This window comes from Rothia sp. (in: high G+C Gram-positive bacteria) (assembly GCF_030540545.1).
Classification (GTDB): Bacteria; Actinomycetota; Actinomycetes; order Actinomycetales; family Micrococcaceae; genus Rothia.
Window position 1 is genome coordinate 113,814 of sequence record NZ_JAUNVZ010000006.1, and the last position, 25,021, is coordinate 138,834.

Sequence of the window (25,021 nt, forward strand, 5' to 3'; positions counted from 1 at the left end):
ATGCTCCCCGTACACACGGGGATGAGCCGAGGCTCAGGCGGGCCTTACAGAGGCTGTGGGTATGCTCCCCGTACACACGGGGATGAGCCGATTGAGGGCTTTGCGGAATGCTTCTTTGAACTATGCTCCCCGTACACACGGGGATGAGCCGCACAGCAGGCTAGCGTTGAGCATAATGCTCAGATGCTCCCCGTACACACGGGGATGAGCCGTGGCCGAATTCAACGGAGGCAGCAGCGTTGATATGCTCCCCGTACACACGGGGATGAGCCGAATGAGATCATGGCCGCGCGCCTGCCCTCTTCATGCTCCCCGTACACACGGGGATGAGCCGCGTTCGCCAGGCTGAATACCGGCGGCAACTGCATGCTCCCCGTACACACGGGGATGAGCCGGCCACCGGTGCGGCTAATCGCTTTAGCCAGCTATGCTCCCCGTACACACGGGGATGAGCCGGGGTAGTCTTCAGCCATCTCGTCGGAAATGGTATGCTCCCCGTACACACGGGGATGAGCCGGATTACCGGGGCGTGTGGTATAAGCTGGGTTTATGCTCCCCGTACACACGGGGATGAGCCAGTCATCTATAACCTGGTGCGTATTATCTTCGGTATGCTCCCCGTACACACGGGGATGAGCCGTCGACCTCAGCAAGCGGTACAACTCGCTCACCAATGCTCCCCGCACCTGCGGGGGTGAACCCTATATTAGGGTTGGAACCTGAAGGTTCTCCACTTGTTCCCCGTATATATGGGGATGTTGCATACATAGTACATTGATACATGAGCCGATACCCAGAGAGTAGCGTTTCTGGGATCGCTTGCGCGATCCTTTTGCCTGGACTGAAGAGCATCGTCCCATGCGGGATCTAAAGGTCTGGTATGAATCCTGCAATCAGGCATAGGCTGGGGTTTTTTCTATCAGGCCTCGCAAGCTTCGGCCGGATAGAAAGCCGCAGTCTAGCCGGATTGTATAGGGGTCATCATCCCATGCGGAGTGCGGTCGGGGTGTGGAAATTAGAAGAGATGACCCGGGAGGCGAGGGTAGCGGGGAAGCGGTTTTGCGTTCGTCAGGCGTGCAAAGAAGACTCGTAGATAACGCGAAGAATCAGAGCTGGCGGCGGTAGTGCCCCCCGGTGCATTGTCTAGAACCAGCGCATCCCTGAAATAATGGGCGCGGCGCACAAAAGGCTCAATATTCACTTCAATACCCAACCAGCGCAGCAGCAGTACCGTAAAAAGAGCCGAAGTGCGCGTATTACCCTCACGGAATGGGTGCGCATGCCATACTCGGGACACAAAACCGCGCGCCACAGCCACGCGATCAGCCGTCTCCAAAGCGAACCAGTCGACCGACACAGCAGACTCAAACTCGCCCGCAATTAGCCGCGGCAACTCCACCGCAGGAGCATACGCCACCGAAGCGCCACCGAGCACACGCTCCCGCTTCGCCAAATCAATAGAGCGAAAGGCGCCCGCACGAGAATCCTCCGGAATAAAACCCTCAAAAAGATATTTATGTAAGCGCAGCAAAAACTCAGGAGATAGCTCAAACTCCAGAGGAGACTCGAATAATAATCTCGCTATACGAGTCGCCACAGTATCCGCCTCACGCGCACGATACGATAGGCGATCACCGTAGTTCAAATGGTAATTGTGTAGAGCCTGAAAAATACTTTCAAAATTCAACTCCCCGGCACTATGGCGCTTCGCCAGCGAGCGCATAAACCGAGTCACCTTCAAACCATCCGTCGCCTGCAGACCAAAAGCTACACGCCATACCATATCAATACTCGCCATGCTTCTATACTATCGGCGGTATGGGTGTGGGAGCCAATAACCCTGTGGAGAAAGGCGGCCACCTGCTGGTGGTGTCAGTGTGGGAGTATAAAATAGTGTAAGTGCCTAGAGAATCACCGCATACCTTTTGAATACTACAAAACCCCCGCAGGGCAAGTACCTAGCGGGGGTTCGCACTATTACGACTTAGTGACCAAAGGGATCCGGGTCAATGCCGGGCATCCAGGATCGGCCGTCAAGATTCCAGCCCTCACGGCGGATAACCTTCTTAGCCTTCTTTGACCAGTGCTCATTCAGGCGGTTCACGTACAGTTTGCCGTCCAGGTGGTCGGTCTCGTGCTGCATGCAGCGTGCAAACCAGCCGGTTGCCTCAAAGCGCAGGGGGTTACCGTCAGCGTCGAAACCGTTCACGGTTACCCATTCGGCGCGCTTGAGGGGGAAGCCATAGCCGGGGAAGGAGAGGCAGCCCTCTTCCTCCTCGTGCGGGTCGGGGTCGGCGGTGCTGATCTTACCCAGGGTCAGCACAGGGTTGATCACCACGCCACGCGCGGGCACGCCGTCTTCGTTGTCCATCTGGTAGGTGAAAATACGCAGACCGACACCGATCTGGGGTGCTGCAAGACCCACGCCGTGGGCTGCGTCCATGGTTTCGTACATGTCCTCAATGAGCTGCTTGAGCTCATCGTTGAATTCGGTCACGGGCGCCGCGGGGCGGTGTAGTACCGGGTTGCCGTGAATAACAACAGGACGAATAGCCATGGTTTATCCTTTGCGACTAGGGGAGTATGCGGGTCAAATGGGTAAAAGAAAAGGTCGTTATAGCCTGTGCCATAACGACCTTTTCACTCGGGGTGATCGACGGGGGTTGAACCCGCGACCTCCTGGACCACAACCAGGCGCTCTGCCAACTGAGCTACGACCACCATGTGCCTTCAAGTTCCCTTGCTTGGCAACAGGTAATACTATACGGCAGTTTGGGAGGTGGTGCAACTCGATAGCAGGTGACTCTGCTCACTTAGCTTATGTGGGTCTCTATGCTTCATCTCCGGGTAGTGCCTGACGCTCAGCACTGACCTGACGCGCAATAGCAGCCGCAGCGGTCGAATCCGGACCCTCGGGCACAAAAATAGCGCGACGATAATACTTCAGCTCATCAATAGAATCGCGAATATCGCCCAGCGCACGATGATTACCGGTCTTCGCCGGGGCAGCAAAACGAGCCGCCGGGAACCAGCGAGCCGCCAGCTCCTTAATCGTGGACACATCAATCACACGATAGTGCAGGTGCCCCATAACAGCCGGCATGTACTTCTCCAAGAAACGCTTATCCATGCCCACCGAATTACCGCCCAGCTGTGCCTTGCCCGAAACAGGCACGTACTTCTTCACATACGCCAGCACAGCCTCCTCAGCCTCAGCCATGGAGACGCCGTGGGGGATATCCTCCAGCAGACCGGAGGACTTATGCATATTGACCACAAAGTCATCCATATTTTCCAGGGCGCCTTCCGAGGCCTCGTCACCGGGCTTAATAACCAGCTGTACACCCTCACCCAAAATATTCAGGTCGGCGTCGGTGACCAGTACGCCCACCTCAACCAGGGCGTCACGGTTTACATCCAGACCGGTCATCTCGCAATCGATCCACACAATACGTTCACTAGAAATACTCATGCTCCCACTCTACCGCCAAAAGCCCCCGTGCGCCCGCGACATAGCATCCGGCGGCACACAAACTCGCCCAATGCTTAAAGATTCAAGTACCACTCACGCCCGGTGGGATATGATAGTAAGGCACAAGCCCGCCCATACACCCCGTATCGCGCGGGCACACACGCCCCAACGCCGGTAGGCGACGCCCACGGAAAGGTCACGCAATGCCCCAAGCACCCGCGCACCACGCCCCCAGCGCCGTCCCCGAACCAGAAGCCAAAGACCTCAAATCCGCACGCAGAGCAGCCCGCCGCGAAGACTACCGCAGCGGTCACCGCCTGCGCACCCTCATCGTCGGTACCCTAGCATCCCTGATGGTCACCTTCGGTTCCATTGGTGTGGGCTGGCTGCCGGAAGTAACCGTCTGGATGCGCTACGAATTCGTGCGTACCATGCGCCTGGAAGTGCCCTGGGTCATCACCAGCATTGTGAGCATCTCCCTGGGTGCCATGATCCTCTGCCGCGAATGGCTGCGCATCTACCAGAAATTCGACCGCTGGAACACCCCCGGCGCCATGCGATGGATGGCAGCCGTAGTCACCTGCTGGTCACTGCCGCAAGTCTTCGGGTTCATTCTCTTTAGCCGCGACGTGTTCTCGTACTATGCCCAGGGCGTGGTCAGCGCTAACGGCCTGGACCCCTATGTGCACGGTGTTTCCTCCATTAATAACTACCTGCAAAAGGGCGCCGACACCATGTGGGCAGAGTCCCCACCGCCCTACGGCCCGGTCTTTATTAAACTCGAAGAGTTCATTGTCCGCATGGCTGACGGCAATATTGACCTGGGTATTTTCTACTTCAAATTGCTAGCAGTCCTGAGCGTCATCGCGATCCTGTACTTCGTGGTCAAAATCGCGCAGCTGCAGGGTAACGACCCCGTACGCTCCCTATGGCTGGTTGGCGCGAACCCGCTGTTCATGTTCGTGTACATCTCCAGCGCACACAATGACGCGCTCATGACCGCCTTTATGATCGCCGCCCTGTACGTGGCGCGCCGCTGGCGAAACCTCGCCGGAGGCATCGCCGGCGTGAGCCTGGTGGCACTCGGCGTCGCGGTCAAACCCCTGGCGCTGATTGTGCTGCCTTTCGTGGGTCTGCTCTGGGCGGGTAAGAAGCCCGGCTGGATCAAACTCTTTAGCATTTGGGCTCTATCCCTGGTGATTCTCATGGCTGAAATGGCTGCCATGGGTGCCGTTAGCGGCCTGGGATTTGGCTGGGTTAAGGCACTATCCACCACCACCGGCCAGTTCATTCTTTACACCCCGCTCGGTGCACTCCTGGGTATCAGCTGGATGTTCACCACCCCCGAAACCTTCAAAACCGTGGTGCAGCCCCTGGTTGAACTCTTCGGCAAACTCGTCGGCTTCGGCGGCGTGGTAGCCCTGGCGTTTATTGGACGTGACCGCGATATTATTCGCCGCGCCGGCATGGCAATCATCTGGATGCTCATCTGGAGCCCTATGATCCAATCCTGGTACCTGATGTGGGCCATTCCGATCTTCATGGCAACCGGCCTGCGTTCGCGAGCATGCCTGGTGTGGTACTTCTTCAGCACCCTGTTCTTTGTCGCTTATGCGGTGATTGACCAGTTGAATGTCTCTCCCTACCTGGAGAATTTCGATGGTCAAATGGGTCGCTTTATTGCAAGTATCGTCTGCTGTGTATACGTTGGCTACCTGATTCTGCTCGACCCGGGCACCAATAGGCTGCTACGCGGAGGTATTCGTATCGCTGAGATTCGACGCACCTTCTGGCGACTGACCATTGCACTGGGTATTAGCGAGCCGGTGATTCGCTGGCGTCAGCGAGCCCGCGCTAAGAAGGCGTCACGTGCCGCTCTTAAGGCTGGGTCTGAGTCGTAGGGTTGGTCTAGCTCGATACGGTTTAGCGCAGTGAAATCCCTAGTCAACGGCTAGATAATACCGTCCCATCTAACAAAAGCCCCCGGCAGCCACGCCGGGGGCTTTTCGTAGGCTATACTGTTCATGCTCAACTCAGACACGCACTCTACGCCCGGGAGAACATAGTGGCATCACGCTCATCTAAGAACCAGAATATTGACCTCAAAGACCTGCAGAAACTCGCCAGCGCCGCACAGGGTGTTGCCGCGCAGGTTCCCTTTTTGCAGCGCAAACGTAACCTGTACATCCTGATCGCAATTGTTGTGGTTCTGCTGCTGGTTGTCGGCGTGATTTACATGGGTCAGCGTGGCACCGGCGGGTTTGGCTCCTCCCAGTCCAGCTCCAGTGCCGACGCGGACGAACCGAACGTCAAAACTGAGAGCATTGACCAGGTCAAAAACCCCTATAAGGAGGTTGACCCCGCAACCGCGCTCGCACCGGATCTGGCGACCGTGAAGAAGGAACTCTCGGGTCTGCCGGTCAAGGCGAAGGCATCTAAGGAGGGCTACTCCCGTGAGCAGTTCGGCCTGGCGTGGGATGATGTGGATCAGAACGGTTGCGATACCCGTAACGATATTCTGCGCCGCGATTTGACCGATGTTCGTTTCAAGGTGGGCACTCGCGCCTGCACCGTGATCACCGGCAAGCTCGCCGACCCGTACACCGGCAAGAATATTGAATTCAAGCGCGGTAAGAACACCTCCACCGCGGTTCAGATTGACCATATGGTGGCTCTGTCGGATGCGTGGCAGTCCGGTGCGCAGGAGATTAGCGAGGAGCAGCGCCGAGCCCTGGCGAACGACCCGGAGAACCTGGTGGCTGCTGACGGCCCGGCGAATATGCAGAAGTCCGACTCGGACGCCGCGAAGTGGCTGCCGTCGAATAAGTCCTACCAGTGCACCTACGTTGCACGTCAGGTGCACGTGAAGGCAAAGTACAAGCTGTGGGTGACTTCTGACGAGAAGAAGGCAATGGAGGGCGTGCTCAATGGCTGCAAGTCTACCAATCCGGGTAAATAGCCTGTACCGAGTCTGAAACGGCTGATTTATTTGATACTCTAGTGTGTATCCGCCTCAGTAGCTCAGAGGATAGAGCAGGAGCCTTCTAATCTCTTGGTCGGGGGTTCGATTCCCTCCTGGGGCGCGGTTGACCCGCTGTGACTTAGTCACGGCGGGTCTTCTTTGTGTCTAGGGATAGCTGGAGCAGGTGCCGTTGTCGTTTCTCTGCAGTCTGGGGTTCCGCTAGGGTTCTGGGGCGCGGTTGACCCGCTGTGTTTTTACACGGCGGGTCTTTTGTTTTGCGTACCTTCCCGCGTTGCGAATAGTATTTTTCGTCGCGAGGGGTGTCTTCCCTCGCGATGAAAAATACTATTCGCGACGTGAAGGGGTATGTCTGATATCCCGCATGGGATGAGCCTCTTTAGCCCAGGTAAGAAGCTTACGCAAGTGACCTCGGAAACGTTACTGCCTGGGGCTCGTCCCATGCGTGTACTGACAATCTGTGAGTGTAGATAGTGCTCATTGAGTCATGTAATACATTACTCAATAGACATTTTGTGCACTCACAGCCTGTCGATAAGTGTTATACGTTGCGCATGGGACGATGCAAGGGCGTTGCGCTTCAGGGCTCACTTGTGTCCCAGCCCTCCCGGATCTGAAGAGCATCATCCCATGCGAGTCTTATACGCATTCAACCGGAGCAGAAGCAAAATACCAGACAGCGGTTCAGAAATCATCTAGATACGTCGTAATCCTGCCTCAGAAACTCAGAATGTATGGATAATCGTAGCCTGTTAGACTGTATAGGTTATGACTGAAACACAGACTACTCGCAGGCGTTTTGCAACCCTGCCGATGGTACCGCGCGCCCCATGAGCCGCACCGCGTTGCCTCGACTTTGGAACTTTTCTTTGACCTTGTTTTTGTGATTGCGGTCGGTATTGCCGGCACTCAGCTGCACCATGCGTTGAGCCACGGCCATGTTTTCCCGGGCGTAATGGCGTTTTTGTTTATTTTCTTCTGCATCTGGTGGGCGTGGATGAACTTCACCTGGTTCGCTACCGCCTTCGATAATGATGACTGGGTGTACCGCGCCATGACCTTCTTGCAGATGGGTGGCGTGCTCACCATGGCTGCGGGTATCGCACCGTTCTTTGAATCGAACGATATTGTGGTGGCCGCTACCGGTTATGTGATTATGCGCGTGGCCATGTGTGCCCAGTGGGTGCGTGCGGGTATGAACAACCCCGAGTATTCGCGTGTTGCGTACACCTACGCTGCTGGTATTGCGATCATGCAGGTGTACTGGGTGATTAGCGGCATGATGCACCTGCCCGCCCCCTGGAATAGTGTTGCGTTGATTATCGGCATGGTGGGCGAGCTGAGCGTGCCCGTGCTTGCTGAGCGTAAGCAGCAGACTCCCTGGCATGCGCATCATATTACGGAGCGTTACGGCCTGTTCACTTTGATTGTGTTGGGTGAGTCGCTGCTCGGTAGTGCGAATGCGATTATTGCGGGCGTGAATGAGGGCCACCTGGATTGGCGTTTGATTGCTATTGCTGTGATGGCGCTGGTGGTTGCCGGCGGCATGTGGTGGATTTACTTCTGGGGTGAGCATCATATTGCTATTGGTGGCGTGGGTGAGACCCTGCCCTATGGTTACCTGCATTACCTGATTTTTGCTGCTGCCGGTGCGTATTCGGCGGGTGTGGAGCTGATGATTGACGTGGTGAGTCATCAGGCGCACGGTATTGACCGTGTGACGGCTGCGTATGCGCTCGCTATTCCGGTGGCTGTGTTTGTGATTGTGGTGTGGGCGCTGGTGATTCGCCGTCAAGCTAAACCTGTGGTGACCGGCGTGATTCACGCTTCGGTGGTGTTGATTTTGATTGACCCGCTGATTCCGGTGCCGGCTGTGCTGACCATTATTGCGATGATCGCGATGGTGTGGGTGCTGGTGGTTAATGAGCCGGTAGCTGATGATTCCGAGCAGCATGCACAGGTTGAGGCTGCTTAGCCTGTAGAGGCTTAGTCTTTTATCGGATATTTTTCTGGAGGCGGTCCGTTACCCGTGTGGGTGCGGGCCGCTTTTTCGTGCCTTGGTGTGGGTTGCGGGGTCGGCGTTTCACCTCGCGAATAGTTATCGCCGTCGCGAGGGGTGACTTCCCTCGCGATGAAAAATACTATTCGCGACGCGGTAAGGGGAGGGAATAATCTGGGGTGTAATGGGGCTGGCGCGCTGAGTGCCTTTGTCATAGTTTGGGGAGTATGACTGATTATTACTGCCGTGGGTGGTGGGGTTGGGATACTCGGGGCAGTGTTTTTGAAATATGAGGGCGTATTTTTCAAATGCTATCCACAGGTGCGGGTCTTTGTTAGGAAACACCGCGTTTATCCACAGCCCTACGTATAGAGACTAAAAATTCCTGTCAATCTTGGGGTATCCCGAAAGATTAAGGAGTTAATCATGAATGATATGGTCACGATTCACGGCTTTGTTGCCACCGCCCCGACCACGCGCCTGATGCCCAGCGGCGCGCCGGTCACGAATTTCCGTCTGGGTAGCACGCCCCGCTGGTTTAATTCTTCCACCGGTTCCTGGCAGGAGGGCGAGACGAATTGGTATACGGTGGCCTCTTTCCGTCGCCTGGCGAAGAATGTGCAGGCGAGCGTGCAGGTGGGTCAGCCTCTGATTGTCACGGGCAAGATCGCGATTAAGAACTGGACGACTAAGGAGGGCGTGCCCGCCACCGCAGTGAATATTGAGGCGTCCTCGGTGGGTATGGATTTGAATTTTGGTACGAGTTCTTTTGCTCGTTCTGTGGGTGCCGCTCCGGTGCCCGATGAATCCTATAGCGCTGACTACACTGCGCAGCCTGCTCAGAATGGTCAGTTTCAGCCTGCGGGTCATCAGCAGACAGCTACCCAGCATGGCAGGCAGATGAGCTACCCCTGGGGACAGTCTGGAGCGGGGCAGTCGGAACATGCCGGAGAGGATAATACTGGGCCAGCCCCGGTGGCCGAATCCCAGGTAGGTGAGACCCCAGCGCAGAAGTCGGAGGGGGAGAATCTGACGCAGGCGAAGCACACCGACACTAAGCAGCAGGGGCAGGCGAGCGGTGCCTCCGCATTCTTTGCTGAAGGTGCAGATGATGATACGCCGCCCTTCTAAGATGCACTGCTCAACTTCTAAGGTGCTCTGCTTAACGGGTGCCGTTCACGATGCGCCGTTCAAAACGCGCAACTTAAACGAGTGCAGCTCAAAGTACCGCCCCAAAAGGAGCACCACTCAAAACCTAGAGTCTGCACAACGGCATCTATTTCATAGCTCTATGCTTGAAGACCCGGGCGTGTATCTGGCATAATGAGTGTTTGTATGTATCGGGCACGCCCCTGCCGCAGGGGGAAGAGCGACCAACGGTACATGCCACCGGGCACCAATCCTGCCCGGGTCTTCAATTTTTCTCAACGTGCATGCGTTGAGCCCTATCTGAACCTTTTGACCTGCGGCAGATGGTTTCTGGAGAGTAATATGCAGACTCTTGACTTCCTGGATAAGAAGTCCCTCCGCAACGACATCCCCGAGTTCGGCCCCGGCGATACCCTGAATGTTCACGTGAACATTGTTGAAGGTAAGAACAGCCGTGTGCAGGTCTTCAAGGGCTTCGTTGTTGGTCGCCAGGGCGCAGGCGTTCGCGAGACCTTCACCGTTCGCAAGATTTCCTCCGGTATCGGCGTTGAGCGTACCTTCCCGGTTCACTCCCCGGTTATCGAGAAGATCGAGGTCGTAACCCGCGGTGACGTTCGTCGTGCGAAGCTGTACTACATGCGTGATCGTCACGGTAAGGCTGCTCGTATCCGCGAGAAGCGCGAGTTCTAATTCGGAACTACGCCGTAACGTAACACAAAACCCGTCTCTATTTCAGAGGCGGGTTTTGCGCTTTAAGCGCGTCTTTTCGGCTCTCTTCAGTCGGTAACGAGCATTAACGGGTACAATGCTATAAGAGAGTACACCCTAAATGAAAGGTTGTCGTCCATGGCTGATACCAGCACTACGAACCCGGATGATCCGAACTACCAGCCTCAGAGCCGCCGCGAGCGCCGCGAATTGGAAGAGCGTCGCGCTGCCGCTGAGAAGGCTGCACAGCACGCTGATGCTCAGGCTGAGAAGGATGCCTCCAGTGAGGATACCGGCGTAGCTCTGCACGCTGAGGTTGAGGCTAAGCAGGCGGCAGCTGATCGTACGCAGGCTAAGGAGCACGAACGCTCTTTAAAAGCCGAATCTCAGGGTTCTTCCGAGGACTCTGACCAGGATTCTAAGGATTCTGATAAAGGATCCGAGGATAAGAACTCTTCTAAGCGCTCTCTCTTTGGGCGCGTCAAGAAAGAAGAGAAGGACCGTCTGACTCTCGCTCAGGCACGCGAAGAGAACCGCGTCAATGAGTGGGCATGGGCTCAGGTCAAGGACTACGGCTCGATCCTGCTGTACGCGCTGATTATTGCCTTTGTTATTAAGACTTTCCTGGTCCGCGGCTTCTATATCCCCTCGGGTTCTATGGAGAACACCCTGCAGGTTAATGACCGCGTGTTCATTAATGTTGCCGGTAGCTATTTCTCCGAGCCTAAGCGCGGCGACGTGGTGGTCTTTAAGGATTCGCAGGGGTGGATTCCCACCCAGCAGAAGGGCAGCAACCCGATCCAGTCCGGCCTGTCCTTTGTGGGTATTTTGCCGGATACTTCCTCGAACTACCTGGTCAAGCGTGTGATTGGTGTGGGCGGCGACCATATTGTTGCTGACGGCAAGGGCAAGATTACGGTCAATGGTGTTGAGATTACCGAGCCGTACCTGCACCCGGGTTCGAACCCTTCGGATATTGCTTTTGAGGTGACTGTTCCCGAGGGTAAGTATTTCATGATGGGTGACCATCGTGACCGTTCGGGCGATTCGCGTTTCCACCTGGCTGATAACCACGCTTATATCGATAAGAGCGATATTCAGGGTGTTGTGTTTGTGATTGCTTACCCGCTGAACCATTTTGGTTTGCTGGAGGATCAGAGCAAGGTGTTTGAGAACGTTCCGAACGCTCGTTAAACGTTCTTGCTTTTAGCCTGATTGAAGGCGGCGAGTGCGGTGCTGATGCGCTGCGCTCGCCGCTTTTTGTGTGCTCGGAATGTTTGAGTTGGCAGGGTTCAGATGCGCTTTTCGATCCTGTCGGGAGGGTAGAGCGCGTATGCCGGTGCGCGCAGGCTGCGGCTCATAGGCTAGAGTAGAGACTAAGCAGATATCCTAGAGGGCACAGGAGAGAGGGGAGTAGCATGGCGAATCAGAGCACATCAAAGACAGCAAAAGCACCCGCCCCGAGCGCCGATTTGGAGTATGAGAGCGGGCTGTGGTCGCGCGGATACACCCGTGTCGCCGGTATGGATGAGGTGGGTCGCGGCTCCCTGGCGGGCCCGGTGAGCGTAGGGGCGGCGATTCTGCCCGCCGGAACCCAGCTTGAGGTGGGTGGCCTGATTGATTCTAAGGCTCTAAGCCCTGCCCGCCGCGAGTCGATGGTTCCGCAGATTGGCGCCTGGTTGGAGCATAGTGGTGGCGCGGTGGCGGTGGGTCATACTCAACCCGAGGAGATTGATTCGCTGGGTATGACTCTGGCTTTGCGTCTGGCGGCTCAGCGTGCCCTGGCGCAGCTGGCTTCCCATGGTTTTGTCCCCGATGCGGTGCTTCTGGACGGTAAGCACGATTGGTTCACCCCTCCCGAACCCGATTTATTCGGCGATCTTGACCCGGCGCAGGCCCATTACGCTCTGTTGGCGGCGCGCGCCTGGGGCGCGGCGGGAGCCACCTCCGCCCCTGAGGACCTGCCGGTGACTATGGTTATTAAGGGTGATTATCGTTGCGCGTCTATTGCTGCCGCCTCGGTGGTGGCTAAGGTGGAGCGTGATGAGCTCATGGATGCCCTGGACGAGCAGCACCCGGGCTATGGTTGGGCGAAGAATAAGGGGTACGGTTCGGCGGCGCATCGCGCGGCGATTGAGTCGCAGGGCGCGAGCGTGCAGCACCGTCTATCCTGGTCGCTACCGGTCACCGATGAACAGAGAGAAGCCGCCTATGCGGCACGAGCAGCTGGAAAATAGGAGTACATCATGAGCGTTGAGGATCTGGAAAACTATGAGGTAGCCTCTCAGCTGGCACTCTACCGCGAGTATAAAGACGTGATGGCTCTTTTCTCCTATGCGGTGGAGACCGAGCGCCGTTTTTATCTGACCAATAAGGTGGAGGTTACGCCCCGCCCGGTGGGGGACACCGTCTATTTTGAGGTGCTCATGACCGATGTGTGGGTGTGGGATTTGTACCGCACCAATCGTTTTGTGAAGACTGTGCGCGTATACGCTATTCACGATGTGAATATTGAGGAGCGCCTGCCGAATCAGGAGTTCTCTGTGCCCGATTTGCCCGCTGTGGATGCGCTGGGTGGTGCGGATACTCTGCAGATTCCCGATGATTTGAACGGGTTGGATCAGCTGGGCGGTAGCGATAGCTCGGATAATTCGGGCGAGAATACCGGCGATTTCCCCGCATAGGGCGCTAAAGCACCCTGTCATAATGCGTCATAATTCCCGTCATAAACTCGTGACTAACGGGCTGTTTTAGGTGGTAATACATCTAAAACAGCCCGTTTTTCTGTGGATAACTTTGACTTTGATAGTTTTCACCGCATTTATCCACAGTTTTAAAATTCACCCCGAAAAATCCACAAAAATTCTGCCATGCTCTGCATATACACGTGCCACGCCCGTCAGCATACATAGCGGGCGCAGCGCACTCCGATAACGCTGAGCAGAAAGAGAGAAGCACCATGGCAGAGCATCAAAACCCCAAGCGCATCCGGCGAACAGCGGCAGCCCCAAGCCAGTACCACCCGAAACATATGCGCGTGGGTGCCTGGGGCGAGCGGACCGCCTGCGCCATTCTCGCCAGCCTGGGTTACAGAATTATTGAGCGCAATTGGCGCCCGAGCCCTGAGAGCAACCCGGAACGTATCCGTGGCGAAATCGACGCTATTGCTATTTCTCCCGAGGATGAACTGGTCATTATTGAGGTGAAAACCCGCTCCTCCCTGGACTTTGGTCACCCGCTGACCGCCTTTAACCGCGATAAGGGCAAGCGCACCCGTCAGCTGGCGTTTATGTGGGCGGGTCAGCAGGAACACCTTGATTTTAGGCTCATGAGGGTAGATGCCGTGGCGGTCACTGGAACTCCGGAACATTTCACCTTTGAGCACGCAAAGGCGGTGGCGTAAATGGGTTTTGCACGCACCTATTCGGTGGCGCTGGTAGGTCTTGCCGGCAGCATTGTGGAGGTTCAGGCGGATATTTCATCCAATATGCCCGGCTTTGTGCTGCTGGGCCTGCCCGATACCGCTCTGGCTGATTCTAAGGAGCGGGTTCGTGCCGCGGCGGAGAATTCCGGTATGGCTCTGTGCCCGCGCCGTCTGACTATTAATCTGACTCCGGCGACCCTGCCCAAGCGCGGTACTGCTTTTGATGTGGCGATTGTGGTGGCGGCTTTGCAGGCTGAGGGGCGCCTGCGGGTGAGCGGCGATTGTGTCTTTTTGGGCGAGGTGGGTCTGGATGGCTCCTTGCGCCCTGTTCCGGGTATTCTGCCGGCGGTTAAGGCCGCGGCGGATGCGGGGCATTCCCGCGTGGTTGTGCCGGAGGAAAATATGGCGGAGGCTCAGCTGATTGAGGGTATTGCCGTGAGCGGGTTTAGCTGTTTGGCTCATCTTTTCGCGGCTCTGGATTCTAGCGAGAAGCTGCATGAGCCGGCGCGTGCGGCAACCCCTGCGCGTACGGTCAATACCGATACTCACCTGCTGGCTAAGGATATGTCCGATATTGCCGGTCAGGCGCAGGGGCGTTTTGCCCTGGAGCTGGCGGCTGCCGGTGGGCACCACATCCTTTTTAAGGGCCCGCCCGGTTCGGGTAAAACCATGCTTGCCGAGCGTCTGCCGACCATTTTGCCCGAGCTGGATACCGAGGCGGCCATGGAGGTTACCGCCATTCGTTCCCTGTGCCTGGAGAATGAGCGTCTGGAGGCTCTGGTGCGCACCCCGCCTTTTGAGGCACCGCACCATAGCGCGAGTGCCCCGGCGATTCTGGGCGGCGGTTCGGGTATTCCTCGCCCGGGCTGCGTATCGAAGGCTCATCGCGGTGTGCTCTTTTTGGATGAGGCTCCCGAGTTCAAGCGCACGGTACTTGATTCTTTGCGTCAGCCTCTGGAATCGGGTGTGATTACTCTGGATCGGGCGGCGGCTTCGGCGACCTACCCGGCGGCTTTTCAGTTGGTTATTGCCGCGAACCCCTGCCCCTGCGGTAAGAATACGGGTACGGGTTTGGAGTGTACCTGCTCTCCTAGGGAACGTAAGGGCTATTTTGGGCGCCTTTCCGGGCCTCTGCTGGATCGTATTGACTTGAATTTGAGTGTGCCGAAGGTATCTTCGGCTGAGTTGGGGTTGAGCGGTACGGGGGAGAGTAGTGAGGTGATTCGCCGCAGGGTGCAGCAGGCGAGAGCGGCTCAGGCTCAGCGTTTGCGCGAGTTTGGGGTCTCTCTCAATGCCCAGACGAACGGCAGGATTTTGCGTGGCCCGCTCAAGCTGGATAGTTCCCTGACTAAGGATTTGAATGCGGCGGTGGATAATAATTCGCTCACGGCGCGCGGCTATGATCGGGTGCTGCGTACTGCCTGGACTTTAGCTGATTTGGATGGTGCGTCCTCTCCCAGCGCTGAGCATGTGCAGTTGGCGCTCTTTTTACGTCAGCAGGGTGGCACGCTGAGTTAGAAGTGTTCGGTTTTGAATGAGCTACAGACCGAGCCGTTTATAGAACAATACACACGGTGATGTGAGTAATTTCTATGCGCTTCAGCGCCGCGAAGCGACACAGCAAAACAGGGTACATCACCACCTATAGATACCGTGAATAGAAAGGAACTAATTATGACGTCCTATGACACCCAACCATTCAATATCCACGAACAGCCGGGAATCAATAGCGCCTGGGCTGAACTGAATGCAATCCGACAGCAGCAGATGCGCAGCTTAGAAGGCGCCTACGCCTGCACCGGAGTTATTGAATGGGACGGGCGAAACCACCACGAAATGTACACCCGCATGGCGCGCGCTCGCATTGCCCGCATTGCAGAGCCCGCCGACCCCATTATTGCCGAGTGCATTGCGGTCTTCGGCCCGGTGATTACCTGCCATCTTTTGACTGAAAGGGATATGCGCCTGCGCGATATTATCACTCCCGAGATTTGGGAGAGCGGCGAACCCGACCCTGCACTGGCGCAGATTGCCTCTCGCGCCTGGGTGGGGGATGGCACCCATCCGGAACGCAGGGAAGCGGGATACCGCCCCGGCGAACACAGCATTGAGCGAGAAGATCTCATCAGGGCTCTGAAAGATCGTCGTAAGCGCTGGGCTGAGCGCCTGAGTATTGATATGCTGCGCGAAACTCAAATGGCTGAACACTGCTCCCTCTGGTACGCCATTCCCGAAGACCCCGACTTCCCGCTGCAACTGGCGGACTTGGGCGATAGCATTCCCTACGGCCTGTGGGGCAGGGGAGCGCGCGCCCGCCTATCTCAGCTCAACTCCAACCCGCGCACCCTGGCGGTGGTGGGTTCTCGGGACGCCACCGTATACGGCCAGAGCGCCACCGCCACTGTGGTTCAGCAGGCTATGCAACGCGGGGCGTGCATTATCTCCGGAGGCGCCTACGGCATTGATATTATTGCCCACCGCACCGCCCTGCTGGGAGAGGATCAGCTGCCTACGGTGGCGTTTATGGCGGGCGGTCTGGATCATTTCTACCCGGCGCAGAATATTCCCGTGCTGCAGCAGGTGGTCGAGCGTGGGCTGGTGCTCACCGAGGTCTCTCCCGGCTATTCGCCCACGCGCTGGCGCTTTTTGCAACGTAATCGTCTGATTGCAGCCCTGTCGGTGGCTACCGTGGTGGTGGAGGCGCGCTGGCGCTCCGGGGCTCTGAATACTGTTCATCATGCCCTGGAGCTCGGGCGTGATATTTGGGCTGTTCCCGGGCAGATTGACTCGCCTAACTCGGTGGGAACCAATACCCTGATTTCTAATCAGCTGGCTCAGATTCTGCTCAATGCCGCCGAGATCTTCCCCGAGGATTTAGGCAGCGCGGCCGCCCGCGATCAGGCACAGGAGGAACTCGAGGAAGAACAGAGTCGCCGCCCGCTCGATGATCTAACCCAGGTTCAGGGCAGGCTTTGGGATAGTTTGAGTTCGGCGAAATTCCGCCCTCTGGATGTTCTGCTGGGGGAGAGTGGCGTGGATATGCGTACCGCCGCCCTGCAGCTACAGGTCATGCGTTCGCGCGGGCTGGTGATTGAGCGCGATGGGCAGTGGCGCCGAGCCAATGCCCGCGAGCTCAAAGCGCTACGGGCTGCATAGTATGCTAGGGGTAGAGAAGAACCCGCCACATAGTAGATACGGTGGGTCAAGAGGACCGTGGAGAAAGGAGCTCATAGATATGTCGAACACTATTGGCACAGCTAGTAATAACACGGCTAATAAACTTGAGAGTAGTGCTTATCAGGGTAGCTCCTATGATGACTCCACCACGGATCTTCTGCCCGAAACCCCGCAGAAAACCAAGAAGCTAGCATCTGCGCACGATACCACCCGGCGCATACCCGGCGGCTCTGGCGCACCCCTAGATAGCGCCTCAGCAGCCTCAGCAGAAACCCCGGATAGCGTCCTGGAGAACCCCGAATACCTCTCCCGAGCCTTCGACCCCTATCTAGAGAGCTTTGAGCGGTACCTGCGATACGAAAAGCACCGCTCCGAGGCGACCATCCGCTCCTATATCTCTGACTTGCAGGAATTCTTCGGCTACGCCGCACGCCGCGGAACCCGCACCCTGGAGGGTATCGACATTACCCTCATCCGCTCCTGGCTGGGATATATGCACCGCGTGCGCAAAGCTAAAACCACCGTGGCGCGCCGCGGTTCAACCCTGCGCACCTTCTTCAACTGGGCAATGGAAGAAGAACTGCTCACCGAAAACCCCACGCGCGGCATGAGCGTACCCGCCAAAGACGCCTACCTGCCCGAAGTGCTCAGCCAAGACACCATGGAGCAGCTGCTGGATTCCTTACGCGAATCCTACCGTGCCGAACCGGATAATATTCGACTGCTGCGCACCTGGGCGGTGATTGAGCTGCTCTACGCCACCGGTATACGTATCTCCGAACTCGCCGGGCTGGATCTGGGCAGCGTACACCGCGAAGCGAAAACCGTGCGAGTTATCGGTAAGGGCAATAAAGAACGCGTGGTTCCCCTGGGTACCCCAGCGCTGAAAGTGCTGAACCTGTGGGTGCGTAAGGGGCGCGCTTCCTGGATTCCCGAGGGATCCTCCGGTATTACCGCGCTCTTTATTGGCCCGCGGGGCAAGCGCGCTAATGTTCGCCAGCTGCGAGAAGATATTAACCGCGTGCTACGAACCCTGGAAAACACGAGCGCTCGCGGCGCTCACGTACTGCGCCATTCCACCGCCACACACCTGGTCGATGGGGGCGCGGATATCCGCTCGGTGCAGGAGCTACTGGGTCACGCCTCCCTTGCCACCACGCAGATTTACACGCATGTGTCTATGGAGCGTCTGGCACAAACCTACGCCAGGGCGCATCCGAGGGCTTAGTGCTCTGCCCTGAATCGGGTTGCATAAGCACCCGCACAACAGCGGCGCGGGGGAGTCACACCTGAACCTGGGAGTTTCTTGAACATTGGTAGAATTTTGGCTCAAACTCTCAAGTGCCGCTGTAGATGCGCTAGAATAACTAAGTACACACTTGCGTGACGGCGACCTCGTAGCCGCCGCCAGCAGCATCCGGCACCGCAAGAAACGTCAAAACCTCCTGCGCCGGATGACCCAACCGAAGCGTTACGAAAGAGGCACCAATTGCGCGCACTAGTTTGCCCCGGCCAGGGTTCCCAGAAGCCCGGCTTCCTCACCCCCTGGCTCGACATTGACGGTGTACGTGAACACCTGCAGCGCCTCTCCGACGCAGCCGGTATCGACCTGATTCACTACGGCACCGAAGCCGACGAAGAAACCATTAAAGACACCGCCATCGCCCAGCCGCTCATCGTAGCAGCAGGTATTGTGACCGGTCGCCTGGCATTGGAACAGCTCGCAGGCGAAGAGCTCATTCTCGCAGGCCATTCCGTAGGTGAAATTACCGCAGCAGCCCTTGCCGGAGTACTCAGCGAAGAAGACGCCATGCGCTTTATCCGCGTACGTGCCAACGGCATGGCAGAAGCCGCAGCAGCTAGCCCCACCGGCATGGCAGCAGTGCTCGGCGGCAAAGAAGACGAAGTACGCGCAGCCATCGCTGAAGCAAACCTCGTGGCAGCAAACTCCAACGGCGGCGGCCAGATTGTAGCTGCAGGCGCCCTGGAAGACATTGAAAAGTTCGCCGTGAACCCGCCCGCACGCGCTCGCGTGATCCCCCTGAAGGTTGCAGGCGCATTCCACACCGCCGCCATGGCACCGGCACAGGCACCCCTGGCAGAATTCGCCGCAACCCTGAGCCCGGCAAACCCGCAGCACACCCTGCTGACCAATAAGGACGGCTCCGCGGTAGAGAGCGGCCAGGTTTTCGTTGACACTCTGGTCTCCCAGGTAACCAACCCCGTGCGCTGGGATCTGTGCATGGAAACCCTGCTCGCTAAGGAAGTCACCGGCATTATTGAGGTTGCCCCCGCAGGCACCCTGATCGGTCTGGCAAAGCGCGGCATGCGCGGCATGCCCGGCACCGCGATCAACCTGCCCGAAGACCTGCAGGCACTTGCCGCCTAAAGTTTTAACCGAAAAACATTTCACCATCGCAGAATTATTAGAGGACTAACTCACGTGACCACCCTCAAGCAGTACGCACCCAACCGCTACTCCCGCATCCTGGCATACGGCGCCAGCCGCGGCGAAGTGATCGTTCACAATAACGACATTATCGAACCGATTAACTCCTCCGATGAGTGGATCGTACAGCGCACCGGCATCTCCACCCGCCACCGTGCTAGCGAAAACCAGTCCGTGACCGACCTGGCGGTCGGTGCCGCTAAGGACGCCCTGGCAAATGCCGGTGTAGAAGGCTCCGAAATTGACGCCGTGATCGTCGCAACCGTGACCCACCCCTACGCAACCCCCTCCCTGGCAACCCGCGTGGCAGACGCCATCGGCACCAAGGCACCCGCCTACGATATCTCCGCAGCATGCGCTGGCTTCTGCTACGCCATTGCGCAGGCAGACGGCCTGGTACGCTCCGGTATCGCCTCCAAGGTCATGGTTATCGGCGTGGAAAAGCTCTCCGACTTTATCGACCCGACCGACCGCACCATCTCCTTCCTGCTCGGTGACGGCGGTGGCGCAGCAATCGTGGCAGCGTCCGATGAGCCCGGCATTGCACCCACCGTGTGGGGCTCCGACGGCTCCAACTGGGATAAGGTCGGCATGTCCGGCTCCCTGCTGCAGATCCGCAACCGCAACTTCGTTGAAAACCCCGTTGAAGAGGGCGAAAAGATCTGGCCCACCCTGCGCCAGGAAGGCCCCTCCGTCTTCCGCTGGGCTGTGTGGGAAATGGCGAAGGTCGCCAAGCAGGCGCTGGAAGAAGCGGGCATTACCGCCGACCAGCTGGGCGCATTCATCCCTCACCAGGCAAATGAGCGCATTATTGACCAGATGGTCAAGACCCTCAAGCTGCCCGAGACCGTGATCGTTGCCCGCGATATTAAGGAATCCGGCAACACCTCCGGCGCCTCCGTGCCCCTGGCTGCTCACCGCCTGCTGCAGGAAAACCCGGAACTCTCCGGCAAGTTCGCCCTGCAGATTGGTTTCGGTGCCGGTCTGGCATTCGCGGCTCAGGTTGTCGTTCTGCCCTAGGTGCGTATCGCCCGGCGCGAAACCGCCGTGGCACGGGTCGTATATGCCTGCTAAGCGATATGCGTTACGCCTCGTGACACGATAAACTCATATAGACTTGTGCAACCGAAACCGACGGGTGCACACACACAAGGTGCACCACGCACCCCGAACAAAAGGAGCCCCCACATGGCTAACAAGGAAGAGATCCTCGCAGGTCTGGCAGAGATCGTTGAAGAAGAGACCGGCGTAGAAGCAGCTGAGGTTCAGCTGGACAAGTCCTTCACCGAGGACCTGGACATCGACTCCATCTCCATGATGACCATCGTGGTCAACGCAGAAGAGAAGTTCGAGGTGACCATCCCGGACGAAGAGGTCAAGAACCTCAAGACCGTGGGTGACGCTGTCGAGTTCATCGCAGCAAACGCTTCCTAAGCAAAACCACATAGACGACGCGGCGCGAGCAAACCCAACGCTCGCGCCTTGCGTCTATCTATTCCACCGATAGTAAACGCAGAAAGAGTGAGAATGTCTCAAAAAGTGCTAGTGACCGGTCTGGGTGCAACCACCCCCATCGGCGGCGACGTGCCCACCACCTGGGCAAACGCACTGGCAGGCGTGTCGGGCGTACGCACCATCGACGAACCCTGGGTTGAAGAATACAACCTGCCGGTCTACATCGCCGGACAGCTTGCCGTACCCGCAAGCGAATCTGAGCGCATCACCAAGGTCGAAGCGAAGCGCCTAGACCCCTCCGGCCAGCTGGCACTCATCGCCGCACGCGAAGCATGGGAAGACGCAGGCTTCAGCGGCGCAGACGCAGAAACCAGCGAAGGCGTAGACCCCGAACGCACCGGCGTGGCATTTGGCACCGGCATTGGTGGCGTGTGGACCCTGCTGGACGCCTGGGACACCCTGCGCGAAAAGGGCCCGCGTCGCGTGATGCCTATGACCGTGCCCATGCTCATGCCCAATAGCAACGCAGCAGCTATCTCCATGAACCTCAAGGCTCGTGCGGCTGCTCAGACTGTTGTTTCTGCGTGTGCTTCGTCCACGGAGGCTATGCAGCTGGGCGCTGAGATGATCCGCTCCGGCAAGGCTGATGTGGTGATCGTTGGCGGTTCTGAGGCTGCTATTCACCCGATTACTTTGGCTGCTTTTGCTAAGATGCAGGCGCTCTCCTCCCGCAACGACGAGCCGGAAAAGGCATCCCGCCCCTACGATATTGACCGTGACGGCTTCGTCATGGGTGAAGGCGCAGCGGCAATGGTCCTCGAATCTGAGGCACACGCCAAGGCTCGCGGCGCACGCGTTTACGCAGAGCTGGCAGGTACCGGCGTCTCTGCAGACTCCTACCACATTACCGCTCCCGACCCCGCAGCGCTCGGTGCAACCCGCGCCCTGAAGGAAGCCATGGAAGACGGCAATATTGATCCGGCAAGCGTGGTTCACGTGAACGCTCACGCAACCAGCACCCCAGCCGGTGACCTGCCCGAGGCGACCGCTATTAAGGAAGCATTCGGCGAGCACTACAAGAACATCGCCGTCTCCGCGACCAAGTCCATGACCGGCCACCTGCTCGGCGGTGCTGGCGCTCTGGAGGCTGTGCTGACCGTGCTGGCTGTGCACCACCGTAAGGCTCCGGCGACCATTAACCTGGAGTCTAAGGACCCGCAGATTGACCTGGATGTTGTCACTGAGGCACGTGACCTGCCGGCTGAGGGTGAGATCGTTGCTATCTCGAACTCCTTCGGTTTCGGTGGCCATAACGCCGTGGTTGCTTTCCGCTCTGTAGACGGTCAGTAATCCGATTCTCATCGAAAAGACCCGTATGAGTGTAATACTCATACGGGTCTTTTGGATCTTTATCCAATCCGGCTAGGCTGTGGTCGGCAATCCGGCAAGTTTGCGGATTCCAATGCGGCTAGGCTGCGGCAGTATGTCTGATTTTCCACATGGGATGAGTCTTCTCGCGCAATGTCAGATCGTGGGGAAGATAGATTACGCATGGGATGAGCTTCTTTAGACCAGGTAAGAAGCTCGCGTAGGTGAACTCTGGAACGCTACTCCCTGGGGCTCCTCCCATGCGCTTTATCTGAGTTCTACGCGGCCTACGGATGCGTTCTTAAGGCTGGATCGCTGTTCGAGGAAAAGGTATTCGCGCTTATGGTTGCGTTTCACTTTATGGAGGAGAGAGCAGAGAGCCCGCTCCAGCTCAGACAATGCCAAACCCCGCACTATGAGATACACGCTTTTTGTGTATCGGTGGTGCGGGGTTTGGCATAACTCGCGAGTCGCGTGCCTCTGGCTCTCGCCTCATCCTTGCGTTTCCTAGATGGCTGGCTTTGGGACATCTAGCAGTCTTGAAGGGGGCAGCGAATGGGGCTTTCGACTGGTCACCTCCCACACGCGTCTCACGGCACGCTCTCCCCGGTTTCGAGACGGTACCGTTCCCCTTACTTCTCCTGTTTTCCTGACTGAGATAGGCAATTACCTTTCCATAGGATGGATCTTTCAAGCAATCCGGCTAGGCTGCGGTCATTATGCCCAAGCCGAGCCTGTCTCGAAAACGAACCGCAGCCTATGCCTGATTGCGACACTTAACGACACACTGTGAGTGCTCAAAGTGCGTATTGAATGCTGTATTGCATGACTCAATAAGCACTATCTACGCTCACAGTCTGTCAGATCCCGCATGGGATGATGCTCTTCAGACCCGGCTGGAAACTCAACGTAAGTGAACTCTGGAAGCTAGCCACCAGGGCATCGTCCTATGCGTTTCTATAGATCTTATTAACGGTGTAATAGGTGCCTTAAGGTTTAGAATCCTTCTTAGGGTGGAGAAATCGTGCAAAGATTGAAGATTTCTGCTCCGCTGCTAGATTATTGTCTTCTTTCTGTTCTAATGTATTATCTTTATTGTCAGGAATTTCCATATCTTCCAATAATTTAGCACTATAATCCTTTTCTTTCTTGAGAATCTGCAAAGCAGCTTCTTTTATCTGATATTCTCGCCTCTTGAATATTCGGTTAGTAAATATATGCAATATGATTAATATCAGCGATATAATTATTGGATAAAAGTTTTCTAGTGAATCTTTATTAAAGAAGGGGGAGTGCTTCCAATCCTCAGGAATAATGTATTTATATGCACCTGCAATTAGCAATACTGAGAATACTCTTAAATTCATGAGGAATATATAGAGATAAAGGATGGGGGTAAAAATTAAATACGGTCGATCTGCAATCCTATCTCCAGTCTGCTTCGATCGACTGTCCTGCATAATTCCGTACGTTATATAAAATATAAATAATATGTAAATTACTGCAAGGAAAGCAAATCCACGCATTATGCTATCTTGATCGAAAAAATTTCCGTCTTCTAATGCTTGAGTAAAATATATTGAGGTGCCTATGATTGTGAGTGAAAGGATTAGATTTATCCGGAACGACAGCAGTGGAATTGCGGCATACCATTTAATGCCCCCATCCTCCTTGTAGGGATTAAACTTATTTCTACCTCGCCTCTTTAGATCTCCCTTAAGATAGTTCTCAAGGCTGTTGATTCGCACAACTTGTTTCTTCTGGATGTATTTAATTCTTTCGGGAACTTCTGGAATTGTAAGTGCAGCAAAGGCGAATAGGTATGCTCCGATGGCATTGATTACCCATTCAGATGGATTTTCTACAACTTTTTCGATAATTGAATCGCTGGAAAAATTTTCTAATGATAAATAAATATTTCTCGCTGATAAAAAAGATAATGAGATTGATGATATCATTAGTATAATCTGCATCAATATGTTCAGTGATATGTATTTTGTGTATTCTCTTATACTATATTTTTGGATTGAGTCATAGTCTTTACGAACAGCCCACAGGGCTCCAATAATGATCGAAGCGTAACCTTCAAATTTTATTGAGATAAGAATTTTGGTTATAAATTCTTGAATTCCCGTAATTGTATCAATACTAGGAAAGAAGAGAGAGAAGTAAATTATTGGGATTGAAATGGCTGTAAATAATAAAGGTATTATAAAATTCCATTTAATATTTTTGGGATTATATCGAAGATTGGAATCTAGTTCTTCACTTGAGGTGGACATATGTCTCCTTGAAGATATATCGGTGATTGACTCTACTGTATCTTTCCCTTTATTGGGAGTCAAGCATATATAGTCCGTGTCGGTGGGAAATTTGAGGGCTGGAGAGAGGAACGATGTCCAGGCTAATCGGTAGCATGGCGCATGGGACGATGCCAGCGGGGTTGCGTGTCTGAGAGTACTCGCGTGAGTTTACTGCCGGGGCTGAAGAGCATCATCCCATGCGGGACCTGACAGACTGTGAGCGTAGATAGTGCTTATTGAGTCATGCAATACAGCATTCAATACGCACTTTGAGCACTCACAGTGTGTCGTTAAGTGTCGCAATCAGGCATAGGCTGCGGTTCGTTTTCGAGACAAGCACGGCTTGGGCATAATGACCGCAGCCTAGCCGGATTGCTTGAAAGAGCCATCCCGTGCGGTTGGGGTAGTTCTCACCCATATAAAAGCGCATGGGATGAGCCCCGGGGAGTTGCAAACCTGCGTTCACTTGCGTCCCAGCCCTACCGGGTCTAATGAGGCTCATCCCATGCGGAATGTTCTATACAGAATATATAGAAA

The 25,021-nt window shown here is 56.0% G+C and carries 19 protein-coding genes, 2 tRNA genes, 1 pseudogene and 1 CRISPR repeat array; of the genes and pseudogenes, 17 read left to right on the forward strand and 5 right to left on the reverse strand.

Annotation, left to right across the window (positions count from 1 at the left end; translation table 11 throughout):
- A CRISPR array of direct repeats spans positions 1-702; the repeat unit is 29 nt; unit sequence ATGCTCCCCGTACACACGGGGATGAGCCG.
- A gap of 313 nt (positions 703-1,015) precedes the next feature.
- From Q4P78_RS06505 to orn, 4 genes are all read right to left on the reverse strand, one after another.
- Complete coding sequence (locus Q4P78_RS06505; RefSeq protein WP_303339550.1) at positions 1,016-1,798, reverse strand: Fic family protein; 783 nt, start codon at positions 1,796-1,798, stop codon at positions 1,016-1,018.
- Between the two features lie 186 nt (positions 1,799-1,984).
- A complete protein-coding gene (gene def / locus Q4P78_RS06510) occupies positions 1,985-2,557 on the reverse strand; it encodes a peptide deformylase (RefSeq protein ID WP_303339551.1) in 573 nt (190 codons plus the stop codon).
- Positions 2,558-2,648: 91 nt separating this feature from the next.
- Positions 2,649-2,721: transfer RNA gene (locus Q4P78_RS06515), tRNA-His, on the reverse strand.
- A 109-nt stretch (positions 2,722-2,830) separates the two neighbouring features.
- Complete coding sequence (gene orn, locus Q4P78_RS06520; protein WP_303339552.1) at positions 2,831-3,472, reverse strand: oligoribonuclease; 642 nt, start codon at positions 3,470-3,472, stop codon at positions 2,831-2,833.
- Between the two features lie 203 nt (positions 3,473-3,675).
- Here orn and mptB point away from each other — a divergent pair, with 203 nt between their 5' ends.
- The 17 genes and pseudogenes from mptB (at position 3,676) to Q4P78_RS06605 (ending at position 22,163) form a co-directional block, all read left to right on the forward strand.
- Entirely contained in the window at positions 3,676-5,373 is a 1,698-nt protein-coding gene (mptB, locus tag Q4P78_RS06525) for a polyprenol phosphomannose-dependent alpha 1,6 mannosyltransferase MptB (RefSeq protein WP_303339553.1), read from the forward strand.
- Between the two features lie 164 nt (positions 5,374-5,537).
- The gene (locus tag Q4P78_RS06530; protein ID WP_303339554.1) at positions 5,538-6,431 is read left to right on the forward strand and encodes an HNH endonuclease family protein; all 894 of its coding nucleotides are present in this window, start codon (positions 5,538-5,540) and stop codon (positions 6,429-6,431) included.
- A gap of 51 nt (positions 6,432-6,482) precedes the next feature.
- A tRNA-Arg gene (locus Q4P78_RS06535) sits at positions 6,483-6,555 on the forward strand.
- 696 nt (positions 6,556-7,251) lie between these two features.
- Positions 7,252-8,427, forward strand: a complete 1,176-nt coding sequence (locus Q4P78_RS06540; protein ID WP_303339555.1) for a low temperature requirement protein A — start codon at positions 7,252-7,254, stop codon at positions 8,425-8,427.
- Between the two features lie 450 nt (positions 8,428-8,877).
- On the forward strand, positions 8,878-9,582 hold the full coding sequence (locus Q4P78_RS06545) for a single-stranded DNA-binding protein (RefSeq protein ID WP_303339556.1): 705 nt from the start codon (positions 8,878-8,880) through the stop codon (positions 9,580-9,582).
- A 360-nt stretch (positions 9,583-9,942) separates the two neighbouring features.
- The gene (rplS, locus tag Q4P78_RS06550) at positions 9,943-10,290 is read left to right on the forward strand and encodes a 50S ribosomal protein L19 (protein WP_303339557.1); all 348 of its coding nucleotides are present in this window, start codon (positions 9,943-9,945) and stop codon (positions 10,288-10,290) included.
- A 156-nt stretch (positions 10,291-10,446) separates the two neighbouring features.
- A complete protein-coding gene (lepB, locus tag Q4P78_RS06555) occupies positions 10,447-11,502 on the forward strand; it encodes a signal peptidase I (protein WP_303339558.1) in 1,056 nt (351 codons plus the stop codon).
- Between the two features lie 224 nt (positions 11,503-11,726).
- Positions 11,727-12,545 carry a ribonuclease HII gene (locus Q4P78_RS06560; protein WP_303339559.1) on the forward strand — a complete coding sequence of 273 codons (819 nt, stop codon included), beginning with the start codon at positions 11,727-11,729 and terminating at the stop codon, positions 12,543-12,545.
- 9 nt (positions 12,546-12,554) lie between these two features.
- A pseudogene (locus Q4P78_RS06565) lies at positions 12,555-12,857 on the forward strand (DUF2469 family protein); the annotation flags it as partial.
- Positions 12,858-13,267: 410 nt separating this feature from the next.
- The gene (locus tag Q4P78_RS06570; RefSeq protein ID WP_303339560.1) at positions 13,268-13,711 is read left to right on the forward strand and encodes a YraN family protein; all 444 of its coding nucleotides are present in this window, start codon (positions 13,268-13,270) and stop codon (positions 13,709-13,711) included.
- Positions 13,712-15,250, forward strand: coding sequence for a YifB family Mg chelatase-like AAA ATPase (locus Q4P78_RS06575; RefSeq protein ID WP_303339561.1), 1,539 nt, complete (start codon positions 13,712-13,714; stop codon positions 15,248-15,250).
- A gap of 156 nt (positions 15,251-15,406) precedes the next feature.
- A complete protein-coding gene (locus tag Q4P78_RS06580; protein WP_303339562.1) occupies positions 15,407-16,888 on the forward strand; it encodes a DNA-processing protein DprA in 1,482 nt (493 codons plus the stop codon).
- A 79-nt stretch (positions 16,889-16,967) separates the two neighbouring features.
- Complete coding sequence (locus Q4P78_RS06585; protein ID WP_303339563.1) at positions 16,968-18,137, forward strand: tyrosine recombinase XerC; 1,170 nt, start codon at positions 16,968-16,970, stop codon at positions 18,135-18,137.
- Positions 18,138-18,398: 261 nt separating this feature from the next.
- Positions 18,399-19,298 (forward strand): ACP S-malonyltransferase, encoded by a 900-nt coding sequence (locus Q4P78_RS06590; RefSeq protein WP_303339564.1) that lies wholly within the window; start codon positions 18,399-18,401, stop codon positions 19,296-19,298.
- A 54-nt stretch (positions 19,299-19,352) separates the two neighbouring features.
- A complete protein-coding gene (locus tag Q4P78_RS06595) occupies positions 19,353-20,378 on the forward strand; it encodes a beta-ketoacyl-ACP synthase III (RefSeq protein WP_303339565.1) in 1,026 nt (341 codons plus the stop codon).
- A gap of 168 nt (positions 20,379-20,546) precedes the next feature.
- A complete protein-coding gene (locus Q4P78_RS06600) occupies positions 20,547-20,792 on the forward strand; it encodes an acyl carrier protein (protein ID WP_303339566.1) in 246 nt (81 codons plus the stop codon).
- A 93-nt stretch (positions 20,793-20,885) separates the two neighbouring features.
- Positions 20,886-22,163 (forward strand): beta-ketoacyl synthase, encoded by a 1,278-nt coding sequence (locus Q4P78_RS06605; RefSeq protein WP_303339567.1) that lies wholly within the window; start codon positions 20,886-20,888, stop codon positions 22,161-22,163.
- 1,007 nt (positions 22,164-23,170) lie between these two features.
- On the opposite strand, the gene Q4P78_RS06610 is transcribed toward Q4P78_RS06605, so the two are convergent.
- On the reverse strand, positions 23,171-24,463 hold the full coding sequence (locus Q4P78_RS06610; RefSeq protein WP_303339568.1) for a hypothetical protein: 1,293 nt from the start codon (positions 24,461-24,463) through the stop codon (positions 23,171-23,173).
- Between the last annotated feature and the right edge of the window lie 558 nt (positions 24,464-25,021).

Bases quoted from the DNA above. Each gene is read 5' to 3' on its own strand.
- Q4P78_RS06610 (WP_303339568.1), bottom strand. From the start codon at position 24,463: ATGTCCACCTCAAGTGAAGAACTAGATTCCAATCTTCGATATAATCCC.
- Q4P78_RS06560 (WP_303339559.1), top strand. From the start codon at position 11,727: ATGGCGAATCAGAGCACATCAAAGACAGCAAAAGCACCCGCCCCGAGC.
- orn (WP_303339552.1), bottom strand. From the start codon at position 3,472: ATGAGTATTTCTAGTGAACGTATTGTGTGGATCGATTGCGAGATGACC.
- def (WP_303339551.1), bottom strand. From the start codon at position 2,557: ATGGCTATTCGTCCTGTTGTTATTCACGGCAACCCGGTACTACACCGC.
- rplS (WP_303339557.1), top strand. From the start codon at position 9,943: ATGCAGACTCTTGACTTCCTGGATAAGAAGTCCCTCCGCAACGACATC.
- mptB (WP_303339553.1), top strand. From the start codon at position 3,676: ATGCCCCAAGCACCCGCGCACCACGCCCCCAGCGCCGTCCCCGAACCA.
- Q4P78_RS06545 (WP_303339556.1), top strand. From the start codon at position 8,878: ATGAATGATATGGTCACGATTCACGGCTTTGTTGCCACCGCCCCGACC.
- Q4P78_RS06585 (WP_303339563.1), top strand. From the start codon at position 16,968: ATGTCGAACACTATTGGCACAGCTAGTAATAACACGGCTAATAAACTT.
- Q4P78_RS06600 (WP_303339566.1), top strand. From the start codon at position 20,547: ATGGCTAACAAGGAAGAGATCCTCGCAGGTCTGGCAGAGATCGTTGAA.
- Q4P78_RS06570 (WP_303339560.1), top strand. From the start codon at position 13,268: ATGGCAGAGCATCAAAACCCCAAGCGCATCCGGCGAACAGCGGCAGCC.
- lepB (WP_303339558.1), top strand. From the start codon at position 10,447: ATGGCTGATACCAGCACTACGAACCCGGATGATCCGAACTACCAGCCT.
- Q4P78_RS06575 (WP_303339561.1), top strand. From the start codon at position 13,712: ATGGGTTTTGCACGCACCTATTCGGTGGCGCTGGTAGGTCTTGCCGGC.
- Q4P78_RS06605 (WP_303339567.1), top strand. From the start codon at position 20,886: ATGTCTCAAAAAGTGCTAGTGACCGGTCTGGGTGCAACCACCCCCATC.
- Q4P78_RS06505 (WP_303339550.1), bottom strand. From the start codon at position 1,798: ATGGCGAGTATTGATATGGTATGGCGTGTAGCTTTTGGTCTGCAGGCG.
- Q4P78_RS06580 (WP_303339562.1), top strand. From the start codon at position 15,407: ATGACGTCCTATGACACCCAACCATTCAATATCCACGAACAGCCGGGA.